Annotated in this window: 14 protein-coding genes and 1 pseudogene; 5 read left to right on the top strand and 10 right to left on the bottom strand. The window is 65.8% G+C overall.

Annotated features, from left to right (window positions below; all coding sequences use genetic code 11):
- Positions 1 to 35 precede the first annotated feature (35 nt).
- From ACR9ZJ_RS06170 to ACR9ZJ_RS06145, 6 genes and pseudogenes are all read right to left on the bottom strand, one after another.
- Positions 36 to 2,108: an FUSC family protein gene (locus ACR9ZJ_RS06170; protein WP_481287201.1), complete on the bottom strand. Its 2,073-nt coding sequence runs from the start codon at positions 2,106 to 2,108 to the stop codon at positions 36 to 38.
- Between the two features lie 64 nt (positions 2,109 to 2,172).
- Positions 2,173 to 2,739: an elongation factor P-like protein EfpL gene (efpL, locus tag ACR9ZJ_RS06165; protein WP_306847907.1), complete on the bottom strand. Its 567-nt coding sequence runs from the start codon at positions 2,737 to 2,739 to the stop codon at positions 2,173 to 2,175.
- A gap of 20 nt (positions 2,740 to 2,759) precedes the next feature.
- Positions 2,760 to 3,527, bottom strand: coding sequence for an SDR family NAD(P)-dependent oxidoreductase (locus tag ACR9ZJ_RS06160; protein ID WP_481287188.1), 768 nt, complete (start codon positions 3,525 to 3,527; stop codon positions 2,760 to 2,762).
- 93 nt (positions 3,528 to 3,620) lie between these two features.
- On the bottom strand, positions 3,621 to 4,190 hold the full coding sequence (locus tag ACR9ZJ_RS06155) for an N-acetyltransferase family protein (RefSeq protein WP_481287187.1): 570 nt from the start codon (positions 4,188 to 4,190) through the stop codon (positions 3,621 to 3,623).
- Entirely contained in the window at positions 4,187 to 4,594 is a 408-nt protein-coding gene (locus ACR9ZJ_RS06150; protein ID WP_481287200.1) for a GNAT family N-acetyltransferase, read from the bottom strand. Before ACR9ZJ_RS06150 ends, ACR9ZJ_RS06155 begins: the two co-directional genes overlap by 4 nt.
- A 78-nt stretch (positions 4,595 to 4,672) precedes the next feature.
- Positions 4,673 to 5,158 (bottom strand): annotated as a pseudogene (locus ACR9ZJ_RS06145) (GNAT family N-acetyltransferase); the annotation flags it as partial.
- 435 nt (positions 5,159 to 5,593) lie between these two features.
- Between ACR9ZJ_RS06145 and ACR9ZJ_RS06140 the strand changes: the two are divergent.
- The 4 genes from ACR9ZJ_RS06140 to ACR9ZJ_RS06125 all read left to right on the top strand — a co-directional run bounded on the left by ACR9ZJ_RS06140 (position 5,594) and on the right by ACR9ZJ_RS06125 (position 18,252).
- Entirely contained in the window at positions 5,594 to 6,703 is a 1,110-nt protein-coding gene (locus ACR9ZJ_RS06140; protein WP_481287186.1) for a hypothetical protein, read from the top strand.
- Between the two features lie 39 nt (positions 6,704 to 6,742).
- Positions 6,743 to 11,806: an RHS repeat-associated core domain-containing protein gene (locus ACR9ZJ_RS06135; protein ID WP_481287185.1), complete on the top strand. Its 5,064-nt coding sequence runs from the start codon at positions 6,743 to 6,745 to the stop codon at positions 11,804 to 11,806.
- A gap of 171 nt (positions 11,807 to 11,977) precedes the next feature.
- Positions 11,978 to 13,048 carry a hypothetical protein gene (locus tag ACR9ZJ_RS06130; RefSeq protein ID WP_481287184.1) on the top strand — a complete coding sequence of 357 codons (1,071 nt, stop codon included), beginning with the start codon at positions 11,978 to 11,980 and terminating at the stop codon, positions 13,046 to 13,048.
- A gap of 50 nt (positions 13,049 to 13,098) precedes the next feature.
- Positions 13,099 to 18,252: an RHS repeat domain-containing protein gene (locus tag ACR9ZJ_RS06125; RefSeq protein ID WP_481287183.1), complete on the top strand. Its 5,154-nt coding sequence runs from the start codon at positions 13,099 to 13,101 to the stop codon at positions 18,250 to 18,252.
- A gap of 5 nt (positions 18,253 to 18,257) precedes the next feature.
- On the opposite strand, the gene ACR9ZJ_RS06120 is transcribed toward ACR9ZJ_RS06125, so the two are convergent.
- On the bottom strand, positions 18,258 to 19,166 hold the full coding sequence (locus ACR9ZJ_RS06120) for a hydroxymethylglutaryl-CoA lyase (RefSeq protein WP_481287182.1): 909 nt from the start codon (positions 19,164 to 19,166) through the stop codon (positions 18,258 to 18,260).
- Positions 19,167 to 19,177: 11 nt separating this feature from the next.
- Positions 19,178 to 21,172, bottom strand: coding sequence for an acetyl/propionyl/methylcrotonyl-CoA carboxylase subunit alpha (locus ACR9ZJ_RS06115; protein WP_481287181.1), 1,995 nt, complete (start codon positions 21,170 to 21,172; stop codon positions 19,178 to 19,180).
- Positions 21,173 to 21,361: 189 nt separating this feature from the next.
- Here ACR9ZJ_RS06115 and ACR9ZJ_RS06110 point away from each other — a divergent pair, with 189 nt between their 5' ends.
- Positions 21,362 to 21,844 carry an FKBP-type peptidyl-prolyl cis-trans isomerase gene (locus ACR9ZJ_RS06110; protein WP_481280930.1) on the top strand — a complete coding sequence of 161 codons (483 nt, stop codon included), beginning with the start codon at positions 21,362 to 21,364 and terminating at the stop codon, positions 21,842 to 21,844.
- Positions 21,845 to 21,888: 44 nt separating this feature from the next.
- Here the strand turns inward: ACR9ZJ_RS06110 and ACR9ZJ_RS06105 are convergent, their stop codons facing one another.
- Both ACR9ZJ_RS06105 and ACR9ZJ_RS06100 read right to left on the bottom strand, forming a co-directional pair.
- Positions 21,889 to 22,956, bottom strand: a complete 1,068-nt coding sequence (locus ACR9ZJ_RS06105) for a phospholipase A (protein WP_481280929.1) — start codon at positions 22,954 to 22,956, stop codon at positions 21,889 to 21,891.
- A 138-nt stretch (positions 22,957 to 23,094) separates the two neighbouring features.
- Positions 23,095 to 23,449 (bottom strand): EF-hand domain-containing protein (locus ACR9ZJ_RS06100; RefSeq protein ID WP_481287180.1); only part of this gene is annotated, 355 nt, incomplete at its 5' end.

The raw sequence follows: 23,449 nt of genomic DNA, 5'->3' as shown, positions 1-23,449 counted from the left end.
CAGGCGATCGCCTTGTGGGAGCCGTCCAGCGGTGATCAGGCCGGAGCCGTGCTTCGCCGGTTGACCACGTGCGCGATCGTATCGACGTTGTCGGTGAGGCGGTCCGTCAGGCGCCCCACCGCTTCGGCCAGTTCGCGATCCTTCGTCCGCGACAGTGCCTCCACCAGCGCGCGCTGGTGTTCGCGAAGGCCCGGTGGCATGGCGATGGCCTCCACCCGGGTCAGTGCCTCGGCCTGCGCACGCAACGCCACCGAGGCTTCGCGGATGAACGGGCCGACATGTGCCCATTCATCCGGCACTTCGTCGGCATCGATGAGCGACTCCAGGCTCATGGCGGTGCGGGCCAGGCGATTGCCGTTGGCGTAGAGGGTCTCCGCCAGTTCGAGCAGCACCGCGGGTGTACCGGGTTCGGCGCGCATGCGGTCCAGTGATGCCTGGGCGTTGGTGCGCGCGGTGCGCGTGCCCATGCGCACTTCGTGACGGGCGCCGCGGTCGGCGGGTCCGACCAGCGCATCGAGGTAATCCGCGTAGGCGCTGAGCATTTCCGAAAGGGCGCTTCGCGCGCGATGCCGCTCCCAAGAAGGCCAGAGTACATAAGCGATCAGGGCCAGGCCGCTGCCCAACGCGGTGTTGAGCACTCGGTCGGACATCGCGGAGAACGGGTCCACGCCCTCGAACGAGAGCAGGACGACCACGGTGCCCGTCAGCGCCGCGACGGCGACGCCGTAGTGAGCCACGGCCAGATAACGGAAGGCGACACAGAGCACGCCCATCACCGCGAGATGCGCCCAGGCCGCGTCCGGGGTGAGGCGGAGCACGAACGTGGTCAGCATGAGGCCGAGCACGGTGCCGACAACGCGCAAGAGGCCGAAGTTGAAGGTGGCCGCGAAGTCGGGGCGCAGCACGATGGCGGCCGTCATCGGCAACCAGTAACCGTGCGGCAGGGCGTAATAGCGCGATACGGCGAAGGCGAGGGTGAGCACCACCGCGCAGCGCACCGCATGGCGGAAGGCCACCGAGCCGGACGTCAGGTTGGCGCGCAGCGTCGACAGCGCCGATGCGCTGCGCAGCGTTTCCGGCAATGCCGTCTCGGCTCGTTGCGCGCGTTCCTCGCCGCGCGAGCCGGCCCAGTTGGTGTTGCGCACCACGGCCGCGAGCTGGCCGGACAGGGCCTGGATATGCGCACCCAGGCCCATCCCGGCGGACCCGGCCAGCAACGCCCGCTCGCTCGCCTGCAAGGTGGCCAGCGCACGTTCGGCCCGTTGCGGCGGTTCGGCGGCGTCGAGGGCATCGGCGGTCGCGGCCAGGACCCGCGCGGCATCGTTGCGGAACATCTCGCCCATGCCGTCGCGACGGGTTTCCAGCTCCGCCATGGCGATCAATTCCAGGCGGATGCGCTCGGCCAGTTCCAGCAGCACCCGAAAGGCTTCCATGGCGCGGCCACGTGCGTGGTGGCGGCCGAGCAGGGTGCTCTGCAAGGCGTTCATGGCGTCGGTGAGGCCGGGCGCCTCGCCATCCTTCTGTGGCTTGCGGGCGAGTTCGGCGAGGCCACGATAGACCGTGGCCAGGGCGAGCCGTTCCGGACGGTAGCGTTGCAACGGCCACGCCGCTATCGAGAACACCGCCAGCAACATGCCGCCGGCGAAGATGAGGCTTCCGCCGGCCATCGACCCGGCCAGGTCTTTCGGCGTGGCCGCGGTGATCACGAGCAGCAGCATGCTCGTCATGCCCACCCTGGCGATGTCGGGGCCGAATACGACGAGCATGCCGCCGAGGAAGCCGCACACGGCGCAGGCGACGCTCATCGGCAGGATCCAGTCGCCGATGAGGAAGCCGACCAGCGCGGCGGCACCGGCCGCCAGCGCGGCGAGGAAAAGCCGGCTCAGGCGTTGCTGGTACGGGCCCGGTTGATCCGAGAACATCGTATCGAGCGCGCCGGCGGCGATGCCGATGCCGACCTGCGGATAGCCCAGCCATATGCCGAGCGCCAGTGGCAGCACCACCGCCGCGGTGTTGCGCAGCGCGACCCGCAGAGGGACATCGGGTCGTTTCGTCCGGATCAGCGCGTCGATGACGCTGGCACGGAACGAGTAGCCATTGCTCATGATGCGTGTGGGCTGGCGAGCGGCGAAGCGGGACGGAACCGGGTGGCCACGATTCCGTCCCCGGCGTTCACGAGGCGCGGCCGGCGAACTCGCCGGTGAGGGTGTTCACGGTCACCTTTTCGCCCGTGGTGATGTATTCCGGCACCTGTACCTCGATGCCGGTCTGGAGCGTGGCGGGCTTGGTCCGCTTGGTGGCGCTGGCGCCCTTCAGTTCCGGCGCGGTATCGGTGACGACAAGGACCACCGAGGTGGGCACCTGGAGTCCGACCGGCGCATCGTCGATCACCTGCACGAAATAGCCTTCGAGGTCTTCCACGACGTAGCCGGCGTTGTCGCCGACCACCTCGGGGCCGAGGACGTACTGGGTATAGTCCTCGTCGTCCATGAAGACGAACGCGTCGCCGTCCATGTACGAGAACTTCGCCTGGCGGCGACTGAGCTCGACTTCCTTCAACTCGTCGTCGGCGCGCAGGCTGAGGTCGTACTTGCGGTTGCCGGGAATGGAGTAAAGGGTGAAGCGGAAGGTGACGTTGCCGCCGCGCGCGGTGGGCGCGCTGCGTTCGATGTCACGGACCTGGTACACGGTGCCATCGTTCTCGACGACATTACCCTTCTTTACTTCGGATGCTTTCATGGGGTTCGGCTTGGAGTGGATTATTTCGGTGCGAGACGAACGGCGCCGTCGAGGCGGATCGTTTCGCCGTTGAGGTAACGGCTGGTGAGGATGAAGGCCACGGTGTCGGCGAACTCTTCCGGCCTGCCCAGGCGCGACGGGAACGGGATCGACGCGGACAGGGACTCCTGCACCTGCGGCGGCATGCCGTCGACCATCGGCGTCCAGAAGATGCCGGGTGCGATCGTGTTGACGCGGATGCCGAAGCGCGACAGTTCGCGCGCCATCGGCAGGGTCATGCCCACCACGCCGCCCTTGGAGGCGGAATAGGCGGCCTGGCCGATCTGGCCCTCATAGGCGGCGACCGAGGCGGTGTTGACGATCACGCCGCGTTCGCCGTCGTCGCCGGCGGTATTGGCCTGCATGAGTTGCGCGGCCGCCTTGGCGACGTTGAAGCTGCCGACGAGGTTGACCATGACGGTGCCGGTGAAGGTCGACAGCGGCATGGGACCGTCCTTGCCGAGCACGCGCCCGGCGCCCAGGATGCCCGCGCAGTTCACGACCACGTTCAGCCCGCCCATCGCTTCGCGCGCCGCGCCGACGTTCGTCGCCACGCTCTCCTCGGAGGTGACGTCGGTGCGCTGGAACGTGGCGAGAGGGCCCAGGGCGGAGGCCGCGGCCTGGCCCTTTTCCTCGTTGACGTCGAAGAGCGTCACCTTCGCGCCGGCGGCGACGAGACGTCGGGCGACGGCGTGACCCAGACCGGATGCGCCGCCGGTGATGACGGCCCTGACCTGTTCGAGCTGCATGAAGACTCCACTGGTGCGACTGGCAAAGAGGCACATCTTAGCCGAGGGTGCCGCCGATGGCTTTGTGCATCGGCACACGAACGTGCGAGGTGGTCAGGATGCGGCAAGGAACGCATGCAGGGCGTTCGATTCCGCCAACCCGGCGAAGGGAACGACCGCGGGTGGAGGTGTGGCCGGTTCGGCCAGGAAGAGGCTCCATACGCCCACGTCCCACCACCGGCCGAGCTTGTAGCCGGCTTTCGGCCACACGCCGGCCGGCGCGAAGCCCATGGATTCGTGCATGGCCACGCTGGGATCGCCAGGGAGCGTGATCACGCCGACGGCCTGGTTGATGCCTTGCAGGCGCATGGTCCCGAGCAACGCGCCGTAGAGACGGCGGGCGATGCCACGGCGGCGGGCTTTCTCGTGCACGTAGATCGAGGTCTCGGCGATCCAGTCGTAAGCCGCGCGCTCACGGAAGCGGCCCGCGTAGGCATAGGCGATCACTTCGCCTTCATCTTCCCATACCAGCCAGGGGTGGTTCGCCAGCTTGCCGCGGATACGTGCGCGCATGGCTTCCTCGCCGGGAAGTTCGGTCTCGAACGTGATCGCGCTGGTCTCCACGACGGGTGCGTAGATGGCATGGCAGGCGGCGGCGTCCGCCTCGGTGGCAATGCGGATCACAGTGGCTTTTCCATGAAGATGCTGGCGGGATGGGCGTGATGGTCGCCGAAGGGCGGGCAGCGCCGGTAGCCGGAACGCTCGTAAAGCTCGATCGATTCGGTCTGCGCCGTGCCGGTCTCCAGTTTCACCTTCGTGCCGCCAGCCGCGCGTACCTGGGCCTCAAGCGCTTCCAGCATCTGCTTGCCGAGTCCCATGCCGCGGCAGGCGGGTACGACGTACATGTACTTCAGTTCGACGTAGTCTCCATGGTCCACGCCGGCACCGCAGGCCAGGGGGATGCCGTCGACGCGCGCCGTCATGAAGGTCACATGGGGCTGCCGCAGGCTTTCCACGCCCACGTACCGGGGTGGCGGCTGCTGGTAGAGGTCGGAGAGGTAGCCGTGCAGTTGTTCGATCAGGGGCAATACGTCGGCGCGGTCCGGGTCGTCGATCGCGAACAGGAGTACAGGCGGCTCGGGCGCGACGATGAGGTCGCCATCGTTGAGGTGACGCAGGAAAAAGCGGTCGCAACTGAAATGTCCGGTGCCGCCCATGGGCGCGTCGATGCGCGCGAAGCCATGGCGCAGGTAAAGCGCCTGCGCGGCATCCATGCCGGTCAACGTTTCCAGGTAGATGCGCTGGAAACCGGCGCGGCGAGCGGCATCCAGGCAGCGGCGCATGAGTCGTGAGGCCGCGCCGATGCCGCGTGCCGCCGGCAGGAAATACATCTTGCGTAGTTCGCAGGTGTTCTGGTCGCCGCCTTCCAGAGGGGCGATGCCCGCTCCGCCGATGGCACGACCGTCCTTCTCGACGACGAAATAGGCATGGCGCGGTCGCGCATAGGCGGCGGACAGGCCGTCCACTTCGGGATCGTGGATGGCGAAGCCGGGGCCATCGGCACCGAATTCCGGCATGACGTGGCGAATCACGGCGGCCATGTCGGTATCGTCGCGGGGCTCGATGGGGCGGATGGTGAACGGCGTCGTCATGAGGTCATTGCGGCTCGGCGGGACGTTTCATCGTGATGTTAGCCGGATATGCCCACGGCGCGCACCGCCGCCCTCGGCGAGTACGCGCGGGCGCCATGCGCGCCTACAACGGAGGACATATTGCCAGGGGGGCGCACGCGGCAGAGGCTACCGGCTCAGCAAGGAACAGCTGATTCAAGGATGCCTGCATGAAGAAGGCGAAAACAACGGCGGTCGCGGCGCAAACATCGGGGGGAACCGCGGAGCGGGGTTCCAGCACCCGGCAGCAGGTTCGCAAGGAACCCTGCGTACCCGTCGAGCCACGGGATGGCTGGAACGGGTGCTCTCCAAGAGATAAGCGGCTTCGCGGAACCGCGCGCCCAGAGAACGAAACCGAGCAGGACGTCACGACAAAAAGGGAATGCCGTCATGAAGAAAAAGAGTCACGTGACCCCGTTGAAGGAACCCGGCAGAGGCACGGTGGGACGGGAGGAACAAAGTCCCTGGACGTATCTCCAGACCTTCTACGTCGAGCATCCGCCGCGGGCCGAGGATGGCAGCGTGCCAGTGGCGAAGGTGTACGCCAATGGTCGGCAGCAAGTGCGCTTGCGCGTGGTGCTTTCCGCGCGTAACGAGGACGGCGTCTGGGTTCGCCTGACGGAAGAGAGCAAGAGGTCGTTGAAGATCATCAACTATGAGACAGGACAGGAACTGGGGCCGCCCTGGCATATTCGATTCGAACCGAATGAGTACACATATAACGACACGCTCATCCCGGGAAGCGTGCTGGTCGCCGGGCATGCGGACGCGGCATCGCCCGCATGCAACGATAATTCGCTTCCACTACGGCTTGGGCCACTGCCTGCCGACCAGGATTCCATGGACATCTTTGTCGTGGTCGATGCGCCGGCCGTCCAGCGGATCGCGATATCGATCCTGCCACCTGGAAAGGATCAGCCGATCGAGACGCGGCCAGGAGCTGTGGGGAATGGGCCTGGAAGCTTCGATAGCTCCGTGTACATCGATGCGAAACCTCCGTTGACCCTGCCGGTGAGTCAGCTGGGCGAAGATGGATTCCATATTCGCGGAACCCACCGGCTGGAAGACAGTTGGCACCGTGTGAACGACTACTACATCTGGCTCACCTTTCGTCAGGTGCGAATCAGGCTGCTTCGACTGGAGTATGGCGCGGAGGGACCGAATATCTGGTGGCACGAGGGTGATTGGGGGCCGTGGGAGGCGGTGTTCACCATCATGGCCCAGCCGGGCGCGTGGCCCAGTATCGGCCAGGGACTGCCGCCGAGTGTTCACGTGCACGACGGGTGGCAGAACATTTCAACGTTATTCCCGGATCCACGAATCGTGCAGCCCGAGCCCGGTGCGTTGCAGGTGGTCGCTTCCAGCTTCACTGACAATATGCATTTCTATTGGAGCGGGTCATCGGCTGCGCCGCCACGGAAGGCCGCCAACGTGACGGTCGTCGACGAGTTCGGTAATTCCCATCGGTTGACGATCAAGTTCCGTTACCCGGAAATCGACGACATCGACATCGCAACCTGGGGCTAGCCTGACGAACGACGACATGGAATGCACATGGACAAGGGAATGAAGTCAGCGAAACGCGCCACTGCGCGGCCCGACCGGTCGCGCGAGGCGCCGCCCGCCAGGAAACGAAAACGTGATCCGCGGGCCGAGACGGGCGGGGTGCATTCGAACGCGTTCAACTTCCTGAGCAGCGTGACGACGGGAGTGGATCCGCGCACGGGCATGTATTCGTGCTCGATCGGCCTGCCGGGCGTGGCGGCCAATAACCTGTGCGGTCCGACCGTGGGCTTCCGCCTGACTTTCAGCGCGTTGAATTCGGTCGATGCGGGTTTCGGACTCGGCTGGTCGATATCGACCACGCGTTTCGACGGCCGGCGCAAGATCCTGACCCTGTCCAGCGGGGAGTCGTTCCGGGTGGACACGGTCAGCGGCACGGCGACCTTCAAGGATCGCAAGCTGCGTTCGTTCGACATGCGCCAGGAGGGCGACGACTACCGGATCGTGCACAAATCGGGGATGTCGGAGTTGCTGCGCGGCGACCTGGGCAGCGACGGCATTGCGGTGTTACGCGAAGTTCGTTCGCCGGAAGGCTATGTGGTGACGCTTGAGCAGCGATCGGCGAATGGGGTGACCCGGCTGATGAGTGCCTCCGACACCACGGGCAAGCTGCTGGAGATCGACTACCAGACCATCGGTCGGACGGTGGTTCACCTCCGTCCGGGGTCGGCGCGGGCGAGCGCGTTCGTCTTCCATCAGTCCAACGATGTGCTGGTGCGGGTGGACTTGCCGGAAGATTACGGCGACGGTTGGTCTTTCGGTTACGAGAAGACGTCCACGGGCCTGTTGCTGCTGAAGAGCACGACGGTACCGACCGGCGGTCGTGAAGAAGCCATTTACAAGCTGGAGGGCCATCTGCTCCCCGGGGGAACGAACCGGCCGTTGACTCACATGCCGGTGGTGTCGACGTTCCGGCGTGATCCCGGTCACGGGCAACCCCGGACCGAAACGCGATACACGTACTCGTCGCGCAATTTCTTCGGTTACGGCGCGCTGGACGACTGGACGGACGACGAGGACAACCTGTATCGGATCGTGGCGCCGGCGGGACAGGCGTACGTCTACAGCTCGACGGAAACGACCATGGACGGCCTGCACGCGGTGAGGACCGTGGAGCGGACCTTCAATCGCTTCCACCTGCTGACGCGCGAGGCGACCACGCAGGATGGCTGTGTCACCGAGGTGGTCACCGTCTACGACGAGGACCCCTCGCAATCGTTCGAGAGGCAGGAGCCCTGGTGCCAGTTGCCGATCGAGGCGCGAACGAAGTTCTACCGGCTGGCTGAACCCGAGCGTTTTCGCGAAGAAGTGGAAACGAGCACCTACGACGAGCACGGCAACTTGCTGGAGCACCGCGACGCCCGAGGCGCGTTGGAAACGCGCACGTACTATCCGATCGAAGGCGTCGAGGGGCAATGTCCGGCCGATCCGCTCGGGTTCGTCAGGTCCCTGAGGGAGAAGCGCGCATCGCCGCCGGACGGTACGGTCGGGCCGGTGCGGTCGACCCTTTACCGTTACGAACCGCTTGTCTCCCTGATCGCCGACGACCCGGATCATCTGGTCCCCCGAAGCGCGGTGTCGTATGCGGACAACGGCGATGGCGGGTCGATCCTGCTGAGCGACGAAACTTACGCCGTCATCGACGATCGCGGCATGCATCACGGTCGTCCCCTCGGCACGTTGCGCGTGGTCGGCGACATAGGCAGGACGACGATCGCCATGACCTATGCGATACGTGACGCCGAGAGGGATGCAAGGGGCGAGCCATTTCCGGTGCTGGTCACGACGACCACGCGCATCGGCAGCGATGGCGCGGATAGCCAGACAGAGGTCAGCATGGATGCCCGCTCGCTCTTCGATGGGCGTGCCGTCATGGAAGAAGACGCGAGGCACGTCATCAAGCGAATCGCTTACGACGGGCTGGGACGCCTGGTCGAGGAGACAGCTTCCGCCGACTCCGAGTTTGCCGCCAGCATGACGAAGCGCTATATGTTGACGCACGCGGGCAGCTGGGTGGAAACGACCGACGTGGTGGGGCGACGGACCCGCGTGGAGCTGGATGGCTTCGGCCGCGAGGTCCGGCAGGTGGCCGTCGACTGGAAATCCGACGGCCGCGAACACGAGATCCGGAGCGCCACGTTCGATGTGCTCGGCCGCACCGTGTCGGAGACCACCGCCGACGTCGATGTGCCCGTCTCCGGCTGGAAGTCGAAAAAGGCGCGACACGTCGCACTGGTCCTCAAGACCTTCTATCGTTACGACGGATGGGGCAACCGCGCGGAAACGCTTCATCCTTCCGGCATGCGTTCGTTGAGCCGTGTCGACCCGATCGGTCTCGTGACCGACGAGTATGACGAAGTCGTTGCCGACGGATCGGTAGGTCGCAGTCGTCGCAAACGTACGACGACCAGCCAGAGCGGCAAGCCCTTGCTGATCGAGCGGCTCGACAGCCAGGGCACGCAAGTCGACCGGCGCTACGAGTACGACGGGCTCGACCGGTGCGTCGCGGAAACGGATGCCGAAGGGCATGTCACCCGTTATGTCTACGATGCATACGACAGGCTCAGCGAGTCGATATTGCCCGACACGGCGGTCGTCAGCCGCAGGTACGCACCGCATGGCGATCAGCCATGGCTAGAGAGCCTTGTCGTGCACCACGTTTCGATCGGCGGCAGGGGTGTCGAGCTCGGCAAACAGACGTTCGACGGGGCAGGGCGACTCACGATGCGGCGGGCAGGCCGGCGCGAGACCGGCTATACCTATGAGCCAGGTTCGACGGAGCCGCGACAGATACACCTCCCATCCGGCGAATTGCTGACATGCGGATATGAGAAGTACCTCGACGATCGCCTTGTCGAACTGTCGAGCCGAGGCCAGCTACCGCAGGAGAGAACGGTCTTCGAACATGACAAGGTGCATGGCGGATTGCTGCGGGCGAGCAACGATCTCGGCATCCAGACCATGGAGTACCTTCCATCTGGCCGTCTGGCGAAGACGACGTTCATCCATGAAGGTCAATCGCGGATCGCGGTTTGTTCCGACTATACCCTCAAGGGTGAACTTACCCGGTACACGGGCGTCGACGGCGCCGAATGTCGGCTGTCCTTCGACCCGCTCGGACGACTTCACGCGCTGGAATCCGACGAGATCGCAACGGAACTCGCCTACGATGCCTTCGGCAGGACGCTCCGCGTCGCCACGGAAACCGTCGACGGCTCCCTGTCCTCGCTCATGGCCACGGCATACGACGAACACGGTCGCGAGTGCCGGCGGGACATCACGGCACGCGCCGGGCCGATCGTCAAAACGCAGCAGTGGGTGCAGACGTATACGCCTGGCGGCGAGATCGCGACGCGCACGCTGGTGACGGAAGAGGGTGTTCGCGAAGAACGTTATGGCTACGATGCCCGTGGACGGCTGGTCGAATACGATTGCGAGGGCATGCATGGACCACTCGATCCGTCGGGTCATGCGATTGCGCAACAACGGTTCACGTTCGACGCCCTGGACAACGTTCGCGAAGTGGTCACCCGCTTCGTGAGTCCGTTCGAGCCGGAAAAGTACAGCAGGTTCGACTATGCGAAGGACGATCCGACCCAGCTTGCGCGTCTGGTGGAAATACAAGCCGGCCGGCCGGATGTCATCCTGGAGTTCGCCCATGACGCGTCGGGCAACCTCGTGCGAGACGAGGCCGGGCGGAAACTCGAGTACGACGCGCTTGGCCGTCTCGTGGGCTGGACGCACGGGCAGGCGGGACGGTCCTATCGGTACGACGCCCTGGACAGGGTGGGCTGTATCGTCGAAGACGATGATCGACGATACCGCTACTACGAGGGCGACCGGGTGGCCCACGAGTCCGGCGAGCGCGCCTCGTGCACCTACCATCGCGTGGCTGGCGACACGCTGGCGCAAAGCACGATCGCCGGCGCCATCCGCAAGGTCATCTTGCTTGCCAGTGACGCGCAGGGCTCGGTAGTTTGCGAAGCATCGGATGACATGAAGCAACCGGTCTATACCGCCTATGGAGACCGGGCGGAGGCTTCGGGCGACAGCGACGTCGCATTCGCCGGCCAGCTGAGGGACCGCGATACCGGCTGGTACCTGTTGGGCAGTTATCGGGCATACAACCCTCGCTTGATGCGATTCCACAGTCCCGACGCCTCGAGTCCCTTCGGAAAGGGTGGCTTGAACGCCTATGCGTACTGCGCGGGCAATCCAGTGAGCCGGGCGGATCCCACGGGAAAGAGCTGGATCGATACCCTGACGCTCATAACGCTTGGCGTGATGGCCCTCGCTGCGACGGTTACTGCCCCGGGCGTCGGGGCCGCCCTCACAGCGACCATGTCAGCCGCACGTGCGGTAATGACAGCGGCACCCCTCGCAGTCGCCGGATCCACGGCCGCCGCTGCCGAGGCGGGGGCGACCGTGTCCGCAGCGCAAATCTATACGACGTTTTCAGTCATCGGGGCTGTCGCGGGCGCGGCAGCGGATACGACATCTGTCATTGCCGAGCGGGCGGGTTGGAGCGAAGGAGCCGAGTGGTTCGCGGGCGCCGGCGTCTTCGCAGGAACCCTCTCGGCAGGATGGGCGTGGAAAGCGTCGGTCCTCGAATTGGGAAGGACCACGAGTCGCTTTGTCAGAACGAGCGCGCGTGTGGTCTCGCAGAGGATCGTCAACGTGGCCGAGGCGGCCGGCAGCGCAGCGCGCGAGGCGGGATCCGCCATGGGTCGCGCGGTATCGCGCGCGGGCAGTCGCGTGGCGTCCCGCGCCGGTGACGCGGCATCCCCCGTGAACAGGTCTCGTACGTCCTCGGTTATAAGTAACGCGACGTCTGGGGGGAGCCATGCGGGCCAGCGTCCTCAGCTAAGACGGCAAGTCAGGTTCGATAACCCGACGTCTCCATCGCCACCCCCGGGCGAGTCGGGCGCGGCATCGCCATCGCGGGTAATGTCACCGGAGGACTCGCTAGCGTCGGTGGATCTGCAGGAGTTCGGGATACGCACGGAGAGCAGTGCTTTCAGGAAGGGTGTTCTCGATCGATTCCGCGACTGGGAGAGCACCGTCTGATCGATGCGTGGTTGCCTCCCCGGCCGGGAGCGGAATGGGCGGATTCGATGTCCCTTGCCGATACCGGCCAGCGAGTTATCGCAGCGGTCATCCACGGCCTATTGCCGATCCCGTCCGGGTCAAGAGGGACTCGAATCGGCCATCACACACTCGCATGCCAGGAGGCTCAGGGTGAACAACGAGATAATCACGAAACGCGCCGAAACCAGGCCGGCCTGGGAGATCACGACGTTCAAGCTCGTCCGTGTTTCGGCCAGCGACAAGGCGTATACGAACGGCGTCCAACAGATCAAGTTCAAGATCGAGCTGGCATTCAACGACACGTTGACGGGCAAGCCGGGTGTACCGACCGAAACGGAACTGGCCAGCCTGACCATCGCGTTCGCCGATGAAAGTCGCCGTCTTCCTCCTGATACGGGCACGGCGACGGGATGGATGACAAGCCCGGGCGTGGCCGGCGCCGAGGACACGACCTATGACAAGGGCTACCTTTCCCATCCGGCTGCGGCGGCGCGCCCGGATGCCTCGTATCCCGGACCGGCATCCTCACCGCAAGCCAGCGTGTTCCGCTACTTTCATATCGCCAATCGGGGAGGCTCCGCCCAACGCATGTCGTTGTGCGCGTACGTGGAATGCGACGACGGGTGGACGTACCTGACAAACGGCAGGCGCTTCGATGATGAAGGTGTCGAGCATGACGCGGACCATGATTCCAGGGAGGATGTCGAGGGCGTGACGCCGGAGGTGTGGGCGATCGATAGTTATCCCTGGGAGCGCGACATTCTTTCCGGCGACGAGGGAGGCAGCGAGTCCCCTGGCCAGCCCGACTACAACCCCGACTCCGTCCATCGCTACACGTTGTCGTTCAAGGATCCGCGGGGGATCGTGATCGGTATCAGGTCGATGGTGGTGTCGCCCGGGGGCATGATCCAGTGGCATGACAAGGTGCACGGCGAGCACCGTGCGTGTTTCACGGGGTATGCCCAGCCGGGAAGCACCGAGTTGACCTGGGATGACGCGGTACCCGTGGGGCCGACGGCTTTGCCCACCCTGCCTTCCGCGGACGAGAAGCAAGGCGTCATCGTCCTGGTGGGGCGGCAGGACATCGCCTACGAAAGCGGCAAGCCGAATGGCCCGCTCACCTTGACCACGACCGATTGGTACGGCAACGCGAATACCTTGAAGGTGCGGTTCAAGAGCACGCTGGGCGAGGGACGATGGACCCTGGTCCTTTATAGGTAAATCGCTTGCCGGGATCGGCAAGGATCGATGTGCAGCGCATGGAGGCATGTATGACGGACGACGGCAAAGCGCTAGTCCCCGCCGAAACCGGCGGCATCCACTCGAATGCCTATAACTTCCTGAGCGCGGTGAACACGGGTGTCGATCCGCGCACGGGCATGTACTCCTGCACGGTCAGCCTGCCGGGCGTGGCGGCGAACAATCTGTGCGGCCCGACGGTGGGGCTGGGCCTGGGTTTCAGTGCGCTCAATCCGGTGGATGCGGGTTTCGGCATCGGCTGGTCGCTGGCGAGCACACGCTACGACACGCGGCGCAAACGGCTGTCGCTGTCCAGTGGCGAGTCGTTCCGGGTGGATACCTTCGTCGATGACAGGGCGACATTCAAGGACCGCAAGCTGCGCACGTTCGACCTGATCCGGGAGGGGTTCGACGGCGACTACCGCATCGTGCACAAGTCGGGGATGTCCGAGCGCCTGCGCGCCGATGCGGGAAGCGACGGCGTGGCGGTATTGCGCGAGGTACGTTCACCGGAGGGCCATGCGGTGACGCTGGAGCAGGGCGCGGCGAACGGGATCGTCAGGCTGCGGAAGGTGATCGATGGTACCGGGCGGGTGCTGCTGGCCGTGGATTACGACCAGGAGGGTGCCACGGTGGTGCGCCTGCATCCGGAGACGGCGCAGGCCACGGCGTTCACCTTTCGCTTCACCAACGGCCGGCTGGCGGAACTGGCCTTGCCGGATGGTTACGGCGATGGCTGGTTGTTCGGATACGAAGCGACGGCCACGGGCCTGCTCCTGCTCACGAATACCACGGTGCCCACGGGCGGCCGGGAAGAAGTCGTCTACCGACAGGACGGCCATGCGCTGCCGGGCAGCGGCAACCAACCGCTGAGCCATATGCCGGTGGTCGTGGCATGCCGTCGCGACCCGGGCCACGGGCAACCAGTGATGGAAACACGCTATACGTATTCGACCCGCAACTATTTCGGCCATGGGGCGCTGGCGACCTGGCTGGACGACGAAGACAACCTGTACCGGGTGGTGATGCCAGAGGGGCGGCGTTACGAATACAGCTCCACGGAGACGCAGTACGACGGCATCCAGGCGGCGCGCACGGTGGAACGGACCTTCAACCGTTTCCACCTGCTGACGCGGGAACTTGCCTCGCAGGCCGGTTGCGTGACCGAGACGGTGACGGTGTACGACGAGGATCCATCGATCTCGTTCGCCAGCCAGGTGCCGTGGTGCCAGCTGCCGGTCGAGGTGAGGACGCGGTACTACCGCGAAGGCGAGCCCGACCGGGTTCGCGAGGATGTGGAAACGCGCGCCTACGACAACGACGGAAATTGCATTGTCCATGGCGACCCGACCGGTGCCCATGAATACTTTTCCTATTATCCCGCCGGCGGTGAAGGAAACGATTGTCCCGCCGATCCGTTGGGTTTCGTGCGTTGCCTCAAGGAGAAACGCATGCGACCGCCGGCCGGCGCCGTGGGCGACATCAAGGTGACACGGCACGCCTACGAGGTGATCCCCGCCGTCGACGGCAAAGGGCCGGGGCACTTGCTGTCCGTCTACGAGGGCATCCATCGCGAAGTCGACGGGCGCGTGCTCGCCGAGCCGTTGAGCGAGACCCGGCAGGCGTTCGTCGCCGATGGCGGCGCGCACCACGGAAGACTGCTGGAGGTGGTGTCGACGGTGCATGGCGTGGACGCCAAGACCGATTATGCCTATGTCGTGGGAACCGCGAAGAACGCCGGTGCGAACGCGGCCGACGAGGCGGTGCTGTTCATGACGACCACCGTGACCGCCAGCACGGGCAACGACGATGCATTGTCCCTGACGACCCGTAGCGCGCGGTCGCTGCTCAGTGGAACGATCGTGATGGAGGAAAGCCCGGACGGCTCCGTGATGCGCCATGCGCATGACGCTTTCGGTCGAAAGGTCAGGCAGACGATGGCGGAAGACACGGCCTTCGCCGCGACGAGCGAGGTGCATTACGCGCTCTCGCATGCCGGAGGCTGGTACGAGGAAACGAGCGTGACGGGCGTGCGCACGCGTACCGGGCTGGACGGCTTCGGTCGTGCGGTGCGCCGGTTGGCGGTGAACTGGCTGGACGACGGTATCGAGCGTGAGATCTCGCGTACGAGCTTCAATGCGCTCGGACAAACGCTATCCGAGACCACGACGGACCACGCGGTGCCGTTGGCCTCCGGCACATCGGGCGAGCTGTCCCTGACGACGCGGCACGTCTACGACGCGTGGGGAAATCTCCAGATGTCGATCGCACCGGATGGCGTCGTCGCCCATGTCCTGGTGGATCCCATCGAGCGCACCGAGGATCGCTGGAGTGAAGCGGTAGGTTCCGGCGTGCGTGAGCTGAGCGAGCATTCGTATGTGACATTCGGTATCCATGGCCGGCCGTTGCGGATCGAGCGGCGCGACGCGCAAGGCGTGCCCCGATCGTGGCGAAGCTACACGTACAACGGATGGGGGCATTGCCTTTCCGACACCGAATCCGCGCCCGGCCTGCCGGACAAGGTGACCTGTTATAGCTACGACGAGTACGACAGGGTGGTGGAGATCACCTTGCCCGACGGTTCGGTCGTGTATCGGACGTACGCCAGGCACGCCGACCACGAGCTCGTCGAAACGACCGGCGTTCGCCATACGCCGGCTGGCGGGACGGTGGAGGTGGATGCCAAACTCGGCCGGCAGGCATTCGACGGCCTCGACAGGCGCGCGCTGTTTCGCAGCGGCTCGCGCGAAATCCGATACGTCTACCGGACAACCCGTTCCGGTGAGCCGGATGAGATCCACCTGCCATCGGAGGACGTACTTTCCTGTACGTACGAGAAGCAGTTGGGTCACCGCCTGACCGCGATCACGGATCGGGCGAGAACGGTGGAATGTCTTTTCGACTACCACCCTGTGCTGGGTCAGCTCCAGTCCGCGGCCAATGCGCTCGGCCAACACGATATCGAATACCTGCCCAGCGGACGCGTGCGGGCCGAGCGCTTTCGCTTCGGCACGCATGATGAGCACGCCACCTACACCTATACCCTGCTTGGCCTGCCGGCGACGTATACCTTTGTCGACGGCGAAACGAGCGGCCTCCGGTATGACGAATGTGGAAGGGTCTCGAGGGTCGACAACGACACGCTGGGAGTCGAGTTCGTATACGACGCGTTCTCGCGCACGCGAAGGATCAAGACCGAATCCGCCGACCGCGAGCGTTCCATCGACATGTCGCTGGCCTACGACGACGGTGGCCGTGAAATCGAACGCGTGCTTGTCTCGCGGAGTGGAGCGGCCATGCGAACGCAGACGCTGGCCCAGACGTATACCGCCGATGCAAAGCTCCGCACGCGAACCTGGCTTTCCGAGGACGGTTCGCGTGAGGAGTCGTATGACTACGATATCCGTGGGCGCCTGCTGGGATATGCCTGCACGGGTATCCATGCGCCCATCGATCCGTGGGGTCTCGCGATAGCCGGGCAACGGTTCACGTTCGACGCGTTGGACAACATGCTCACGCTGGAGACGACGTACGCGGACATGGACGTCCCACCCAGGAAGAGCAGCTTCACCTATGCGCTGGACGATCCGACCCAGCTCATCCGGATCGAACGCGTGCAGGGTGCCAGCGAAGAGATCGTCCCGTTGGAATACGACGCTTGCGGAAACCTGAAGTACGACGAGGCCCAGCGCCGGATGGAGTACGACGTGGCGGGACGGCTGGTCCGCTGGACGCGCGGGAGCGCCTGGCAGGACTATCGTTACGACCCGTTGGACCGGGTGGGCGCGGTCGGTGGACCGGCTCCGACACGGTTCCGTTATTACCGGGATGGCCGGGTGGCCCGGGAGAGCGACGGCGTGACGTCGTCGTCGTTCCATGCCTTCGACGGCGCGTGCGTGGCGCAAAGCACGTCCGATGCCGTGGGGACGCATACGGTCCTGCTGGGTACCGATGCACAGGGTTCGGTCGTGAGCGAAGTGGGGGCCACGCTGGCCTCGCCAGCCTATGGTGTCTACGGGTACCGCCCGGAAGAGGAGGGCGGCAGCGATATCGCCTATGCGGGGGAACTCAAGGAACGTGACGTGGGTTGGTACCTGCTGGGCAGCTATCGGGTCTACGACCCACGCTTGATGCGCTTCCACAGTCCCGATGCGGCCAGCCCCTTCGGGCACGGCGGACTCAATGCCTATGCCTATGTCTCTGGCGATCCGGTCAACCGCATCGATCCCAGCGGCGAGGGCTGGCTGGACTGGCTGATCGTCGGCATCGGCGCGATCGGCACGGCGATCAGCGTGGCCGCCTCGATGGGTACGCTCGCCCCCGCCGCGGCCGCGTTGTGGGCCGGCGCGGCGGTGACCTTCACCCAGGCGGCGGCCGTGGTTTCGACCGGAGTCGGCGTGTTGTCGGTCGCGACGGGTGCCGCGTCGGTCGCGCTCAATGAAACCGGGCACGAATCCGAAGGCAACGTGTTGGGGTGGATGTCCATGGGTTATGGCATCGGTTCGGCCGCCGTGGGCGCGGCGCCGGCGGTGGCCGCTTCGCGTGTCGGCCGTGCGATGGCTTCAGGAGCCGGCAAGGTACGCGGTGCTTATAAATCGGTCAGTGAACTGCCCTGGCGGCTCCGCAATGCCGGTGGGAAACCCAGCAAGGTGAGCACGATCGGGTCACGCGGGAATCCCACTGCGCCACGGGGGCGGGTAAATCCCGGCTTTGCCGGGGAGGCGGCAGAGGGCGTCGTACCGTCATCGAACCCTTGGGGCGGGATGACGGGTGCCTCCAGGGTGAACCTGGCCGCGCAGCGGTTGAGCCGGGGACTATCCATGCCCGAGAACCTCGTTACTCCACGCATGGCGGAGGTATTTCCGGACGGCATCGGCAATGAATGGAACCATGTGGCGACCTTGCTCGGTGCCAGGAGAACACCTTCACCCACCCCGTTCAACCAGCTCTCGCAGGGCGACCTCGTGGGAAGCGGATTCACCGACAACGAGCTTGTCGGCGCGATTGAAGGGATGAACATTCCCCGCGACAACGCGTTTGCGCAAGAGCGCCTGGCGGAGTCCGCCGGCCTCTTTCGACGATTCATGCAGACCGGAGAGATGGATGCCCTCCGCCAGTCGAGCGAAGCCCTGCGCCTGGCTCGCGATGGGACGCGAACACATATGGTCGTGCCGCCGCGCCGGTGATCCGTCTATCCTTCCTCACGTGCGTTGCGTGCCCGCGTGACCCTGCTGGCTGTCTCCTTGCCTAGCCGTGCGGCGAGCCACGCACCGGTTTCGATGAGCTTGTCCAGGTCGATACCCGTCGTCATGCCCATGCCATGCAGCATGTACACGACATCCTCGCTGGCGACGTTGCCCGTGGCGCCCTTGGCATACGGGCAACCGCCCGTTCCAGAGACCGCACTGTCGACCACGCGCACGCCTTCGTCCAGGCAGGACAGGATGTTCGCCAGCGCCTGTCCGTAGGTGTCGTGAAAATGGACGGCCAAGGCATTCATCGGCACTTCGCCGGCCACGGCGCGCAGCATGTCGCGTGCCTTCGTCGGGGTGCCGACGCCGATGGTGTCGCCCAGCGAAATCTCGTGGCAACCCAGCTCGTGCAGGCGACGCGCGACGCGCACGACATCGGTCACGGCGACCTCGCCCTGGTAAGGGCAGCCGAGCACCGTCGACACATAGCCGCGCACGGCGACGCCATCGGCACGCGCTCGTTCGAGGACGGGCATGAAGCGATCGATGGACTCGTCGATCGAGGCGTTGATGTTGGCGCGGTTGAACGCCTCGGACGCCGCGGTGAACACGGCCACCTCGGTGGCCCCGGCGTCGCGGGCACGTTCGTAACCTTGCAGGTTCGGCACGAGCACCGGGTAGACCACGCCGGGCGCCTTGCGGATGCCGCGAAACACCTCGGTGGCGTCCGCAAGCTGGGGCACCCATTTCGGGCTGACGAAGCTGGTGGCCTCGATGGTGGCGAGGCCCGTGGTGGAGAGGCGGTCGATCAGCTCGATCTTCACCGCCGCGGGCAACAGGGTCTTTTCGTTCTGCAAGCCGTCGCGCGGGCCGACTTCGACGATGCGGACGTGATTCGATGCGTTCATGCGGGTTTCCATCAGGCCGTTTCCGTGAAGCGGACGAGGATCGCATCGGCATCCACGAAATCGCCTTGCGCGGCGGATACGGACTCGATCGTGCCGGCACGGGGCGCCTTCAAGGCCAACTCCATCTTCATCGCTTCCATCACCAGCAATTCCTGGCCTTCCTCGACCACATCGCCTGCCGTGGCGCGGACCAGGACGATGCGTCCCGGCATCGGAGCGACGAGTTGGCGTGCGCCCGTGGAGGCCTCGCCGGCCCACGCGTAGGCGGGAGCGCGTTCGAACGTCCAGCGGCGGCCCTCGTCGTCGTGCAAGCGGATACGCGTCCCTTCCATCGACAGGGGGACGCGCCGTGCCCGGTCGTCGAACCGGGCGGACAAGATGCCGTCGCCCAGGCGCGCACCTGCCACGGTGCACGAATGATCACCCTGGTGGAGGACGTAGTGGCCGTCGTGTCCGTGCGCGTCGATCTCGTGGCGGGTATCGCCCTCCATCAAGGCGACCACGCGCTTCCCTGGGTGACCCAGGCGCCAGGCGTCGGCGTTGGCCCACGGCGAGTGCGGGTCGGCGGCGGTTGCGGCCGGTGTCGCCTCGTCGGCGAGCAGGACGGCCGTGGCGGCGGCGAAACGCTCCAGGTCGCCCGCACGCGTGGTGCCGGTCAGGAATTCGTCGGGATGGCGGTCGAGGTAGCCGGTGTCGATGCGGCCTTCCACCACCGCGGGGTGCCGGGCAAGGCGCTCGAGGAAGGCGACGTTCGATTTCGGCCCGGCGATGTCGGTCTGGGCGAGCGCCTCGCGCAGGCGTTCGAGTGCCTGTACGCGGTCGCGGTCGTGGACGATGAGCTTGGCGATCATCGGGTCGTAGAAAATCGTCACCGTGTCGCCGGCGACCACGCCGGCATCCAGGCGCACATGCCTCGATGGCTGGGGCAGCGTCAGCGCCGCAAGGCGGCCGGAACCCGGCAGGAAGTTCGCTTCGGGGTCCTCGGCGTAGAGGCGCACCTCGATCGCATGGCCGCTGGCCCGGACATCCTCCTGGCGAAGCGGCAGCGGCTCGCCATGCGCCACGCGCAGCTGCCATTCGACGAGGTCGAGGCCAAGGGTTTCCTCGGTGACCGGATGCTCCACCTGCAGGCGCGTGTTCATCTCCATGAAGAAGAATTCGCCATCCTGGCCGACGATGAATTCGACGGTGCCCGCGCCCACGTAGTCCACCGCGCGCGCCGCGGCGACCGCCGCCGCGCCCATCCGCGCACGGCGTTCCTCGTCGAGGAAGGGCGAAGGCGTCTCTTCGAACACCTTCTGGTACCGGCGTTGCGCGGAGCACTCGCGTTCGTTGAGGTGGATGATGTTGCCGTGGTTGTCGCCGAACACCTGGAACTCGATATGTCGCGGATGCTCGACATATCGTTCGAGGATCACGCGCGTGTCGCCGAAGGCATTCGCTGCTTCGCGCTGGGCCGAGGCGAGCGCCTCGGCGAAGCCGGCCGCGTCGCGCACGATACGCATGCCCTTGCCACCGCCCCCCGCGGCGGCCTTGATCATCAGCGGGAAGCCGGTCTTCGCGGCTTCGGCGGCCAGGTGCGCCGGGTCCTGGTCCTCCCCGTGGTAACCCGGCACCAGCGGCACGGCGTGTTTTTCCATCAGCGCCTTCGCGGCGGCCTTGGAGCCCATCGCATCGATGCTTTCGGGGCGCGGGCCGATGAAGACGATGCCGGCGGCGGCGCAGGCCCTGGCGAAATCCGTGTTCTCGGAAAGGAAGCCGTAACCGGGATGGATGGCCTGGGCGCCGCTACGCCGCGCCACGTCGAGGATGGCCTCGCCGCGCAGGTAGGACTCCGCCGGCCGGGGGCCGCCGATCGGCCAGGCTTCGTCCGCCAGGCGCACGTGCTGGGCGTCGGCGTCGGCCGTGGAATAGACGGCGACGGTGCGGATGCCCAGGCGGCGGCAGGTCCGGATCACGCGGCAGGCGATCTCGCCACGATTGGCGATCAGAATGCAGTCGAACATGCGGCTCCCGTCGGGGTTTCGGAGGGGGATGGGAAAAGCGGGAAAGCTAGCAGATCGCGGCGTCGCGGCGGGTTGCGGCGCAGCATCCGGGCCACCATGGATTTGCAGTACGCGGACGGGTCGCCTAGCCTTGGAGGTCCCGGAGGGCATCCACGTCTTCCCTTATCCCCTCCAGAGCGAGAATTTTTCATGCAGATCGCCAATCGACACGCCGTTTCCTTCCACTACACGCTGACCGACGACCAGGGCAACGTCATCGACAGTTCGGACGGGCGTGAGCCGCTGGCCTACATCCATGGCGAAGGCCATATCGTGCCGGGCCTGGAAAAGGCACTGGAGGGCCGCTCGGCCGGGGACCAGTTCAAGGTCGACGTGGCCCCGGAAGAGGGCTACGGCCCGCGCCACGCGGAATTGATCCAGGTTGTGCCGCGCGCGGCATTCCAGGGTGTGGAGGACCTCCAGCCGGGCATGCAGTTCCAGGGTCGCAACGACCAGGGCAGCATCAACGTGACCGTGAGCAAGATCGAAGGCGACAACGTCACCGTCGACGGCAACCACCCGCTCGCCGGCCAGACGCTGCATTTCGCCGTCGAGATCACCCATGTCCGCGAGGCCAGCGAGGAAGAGCTGTCGCACGGTCATGTCCACGGCGAAGGTGGCCACCACCACTGATCGTCCGTCGAGCAGCCTGTGGGGGTCACCCCACAGGCGCTGGATCAATACCAGTCGAGCAACGACACGCCGAGGCCCAGGTACGTCGCCCGGTGGTTGTAGTCGATCAGGCTCTCGCCGTAGCCGTTGAATATCTCGAGGTAGCCGCGCAGGTTGCCCGCCACCGGAAAGCTCCATGTCCCGCGTAGCGACCCGTGGGAGCGGTCCCCGCCACGGAACGAATGACGCGCGGTCAGGCCGAATTCCTGGCGGCCCACCTCATGCACCACCTGGATCTCGCCGCGGCCCATGTAGTCCTGGATGTCGGGGTTGTCGTCGTCCTTGCGATCTTCCGGAATGCGCCACCAGGGACGCAGCATGATCGTCCAGCCTTCGCGTTCCAGGCCGATGTCGGCGACCACGCGGTTCCAGCTGCGCGAGAGCGGATCGGCGCGCCCGTTGGACTGGTGGTTGATGCCGATGCCGGCAAGGCGGCCGGTCCAGCCCAGCACCTGATAGTTCGTATTGAAGACCAGCAGCGCCTCCGGCTCGTAGTTCGTCTCGCGGAAGGGACGTGAGTTGTCGGAGTTGTAGACCTGCCACCGCGACGACTGCGTGTAGCCGACCCAGACGTCGCCGTTGTCGTCGAAGAGGTTTTCCGCGACCTTGGTCTTCAGGCTGATCTGGAACTTGGCCTCGACGCTCTGCAATTCCTGCGGTGTCGTGACCGTGTGGTCCGGAGCGGGGCTGTGCGGCGTGGTGTTCTGCTTCGTGGTACCGAAGAACGGCAGTGCGTAGGTGGGCTTGTAACCGCGCAGGTTGAAGGTGCCGAGCTTGGATTCGGGGGAGAGTTCCCAGCGGCTGTCGAGCAGCGAAAGCGGCCTGGCGAGGTTGCCCGAATTACGCGTGGCCAGGTCGACGCTGACCGATTCCCCGCTGCGGTCTTCCTTCTTGATCGCCTGTGGCAACTGGTCGCGACCCACGGCCTTGTCATAGCAGAGCAGGCGCTGCGAATCGGTCTCGATGCCGGCGCAGGCGCGGATGTCGATGGGGCTCGGGTTCTGCGCGAGCGCGAGGCCCGTGTGCAGGCACGCGTAGGCGCCGATGGCGCCGGCGGCGCGAAATGGCTTCATGTTGGTGTGACTCCCTGCGAGCCGGGCTAGCACCGGCGAGGGAGGAGTGTAGCGGGCGTGGCCGTGTGAAGAACGTGCAGCGTTACTCGTCGCGGGAGCCGGCTCCGGGTTTCCAGCCCGGAGCCGGATGCGAGAGGTTTACTGCCCGCTGGCGCCCGACTTGCTCACCCAGCGTTGGTACTCGACCTTGGAGATTCTTCCATCGCGGTTGCTATCCGCGTACTGGAAATCATTGGCCAGCAGGGGATAGGCGGACGCCTGTTCCGCGCTGATCGAGCCCTTGCCACCGGCGAGCGTGGCGAAATCCGGCGCGGGTCCCGCCGGCTTCGCCGGCGCGGGGCCACTGTTCACGGAGACCTGGCCCTGCGGTGTCGACAGGGTCGTGCCGGACGTGCTTCCCTCGGCGCCTGGAGCGGGCGGCGGCAATGGCGCGTTCGCCGGAGGGGGCGGTGGCGGTGCGCTGGTCGCCTGTGGGGGCATGCCCGGATCAGGC

It is taken from the genome of Luteibacter sp. KNZ12-1A (genome assembly GCF_056755675.1).
The sequence above is the reverse complement of the archived record's forward strand: the minus strand, read 5'-3'. Positions and strand labels throughout refer to the sequence as shown.

What these genes read in the sequence shown, in the direction of transcription:
- efpL (WP_306847907.1), bottom strand. Translation starts at nt 2,739, where the DNA reads ATGAAAGCATCCGAAGTAAAGAAGGGTAATGTCGTCGAGAACGATGGC.
- ACR9ZJ_RS06160 (WP_481287188.1), bottom strand. Translation starts at nt 3,527, where the DNA reads ATGCAGCTCGAACAGGTCAGGGCCGTCATCACCGGCGGCGCATCCGGT.
- ACR9ZJ_RS06135 (WP_481287185.1), top strand. Translation starts at nt 6,743, where the DNA reads ATGAAGTCAGCGAAACGCGCCACTGCGCGGCCCGACCGGTCGCGCGAG.
- ACR9ZJ_RS06125 (WP_481287183.1), top strand. Translation starts at nt 13,099, where the DNA reads ATGACGGACGACGGCAAAGCGCTAGTCCCCGCCGAAACCGGCGGCATC.
- ACR9ZJ_RS06120 (WP_481287182.1), bottom strand. Translation starts at nt 19,166, where the DNA reads ATGAACGCATCGAATCACGTCCGCATCGTCGAAGTCGGCCCGCGCGAC.
- ACR9ZJ_RS06115 (WP_481287181.1), bottom strand. Translation starts at nt 21,172, where the DNA reads ATGTTCGACTGCATTCTGATCGCCAATCGTGGCGAGATCGCCTGCCGC.
- ACR9ZJ_RS06110 (WP_481280930.1), top strand. Translation starts at nt 21,362, where the DNA reads ATGCAGATCGCCAATCGACACGCCGTTTCCTTCCACTACACGCTGACC.
- ACR9ZJ_RS06105 (WP_481280929.1), bottom strand. Translation starts at nt 22,956, where the DNA reads ATGAAGCCATTTCGCGCCGCCGGCGCCATCGGCGCCTACGCGTGCCTG.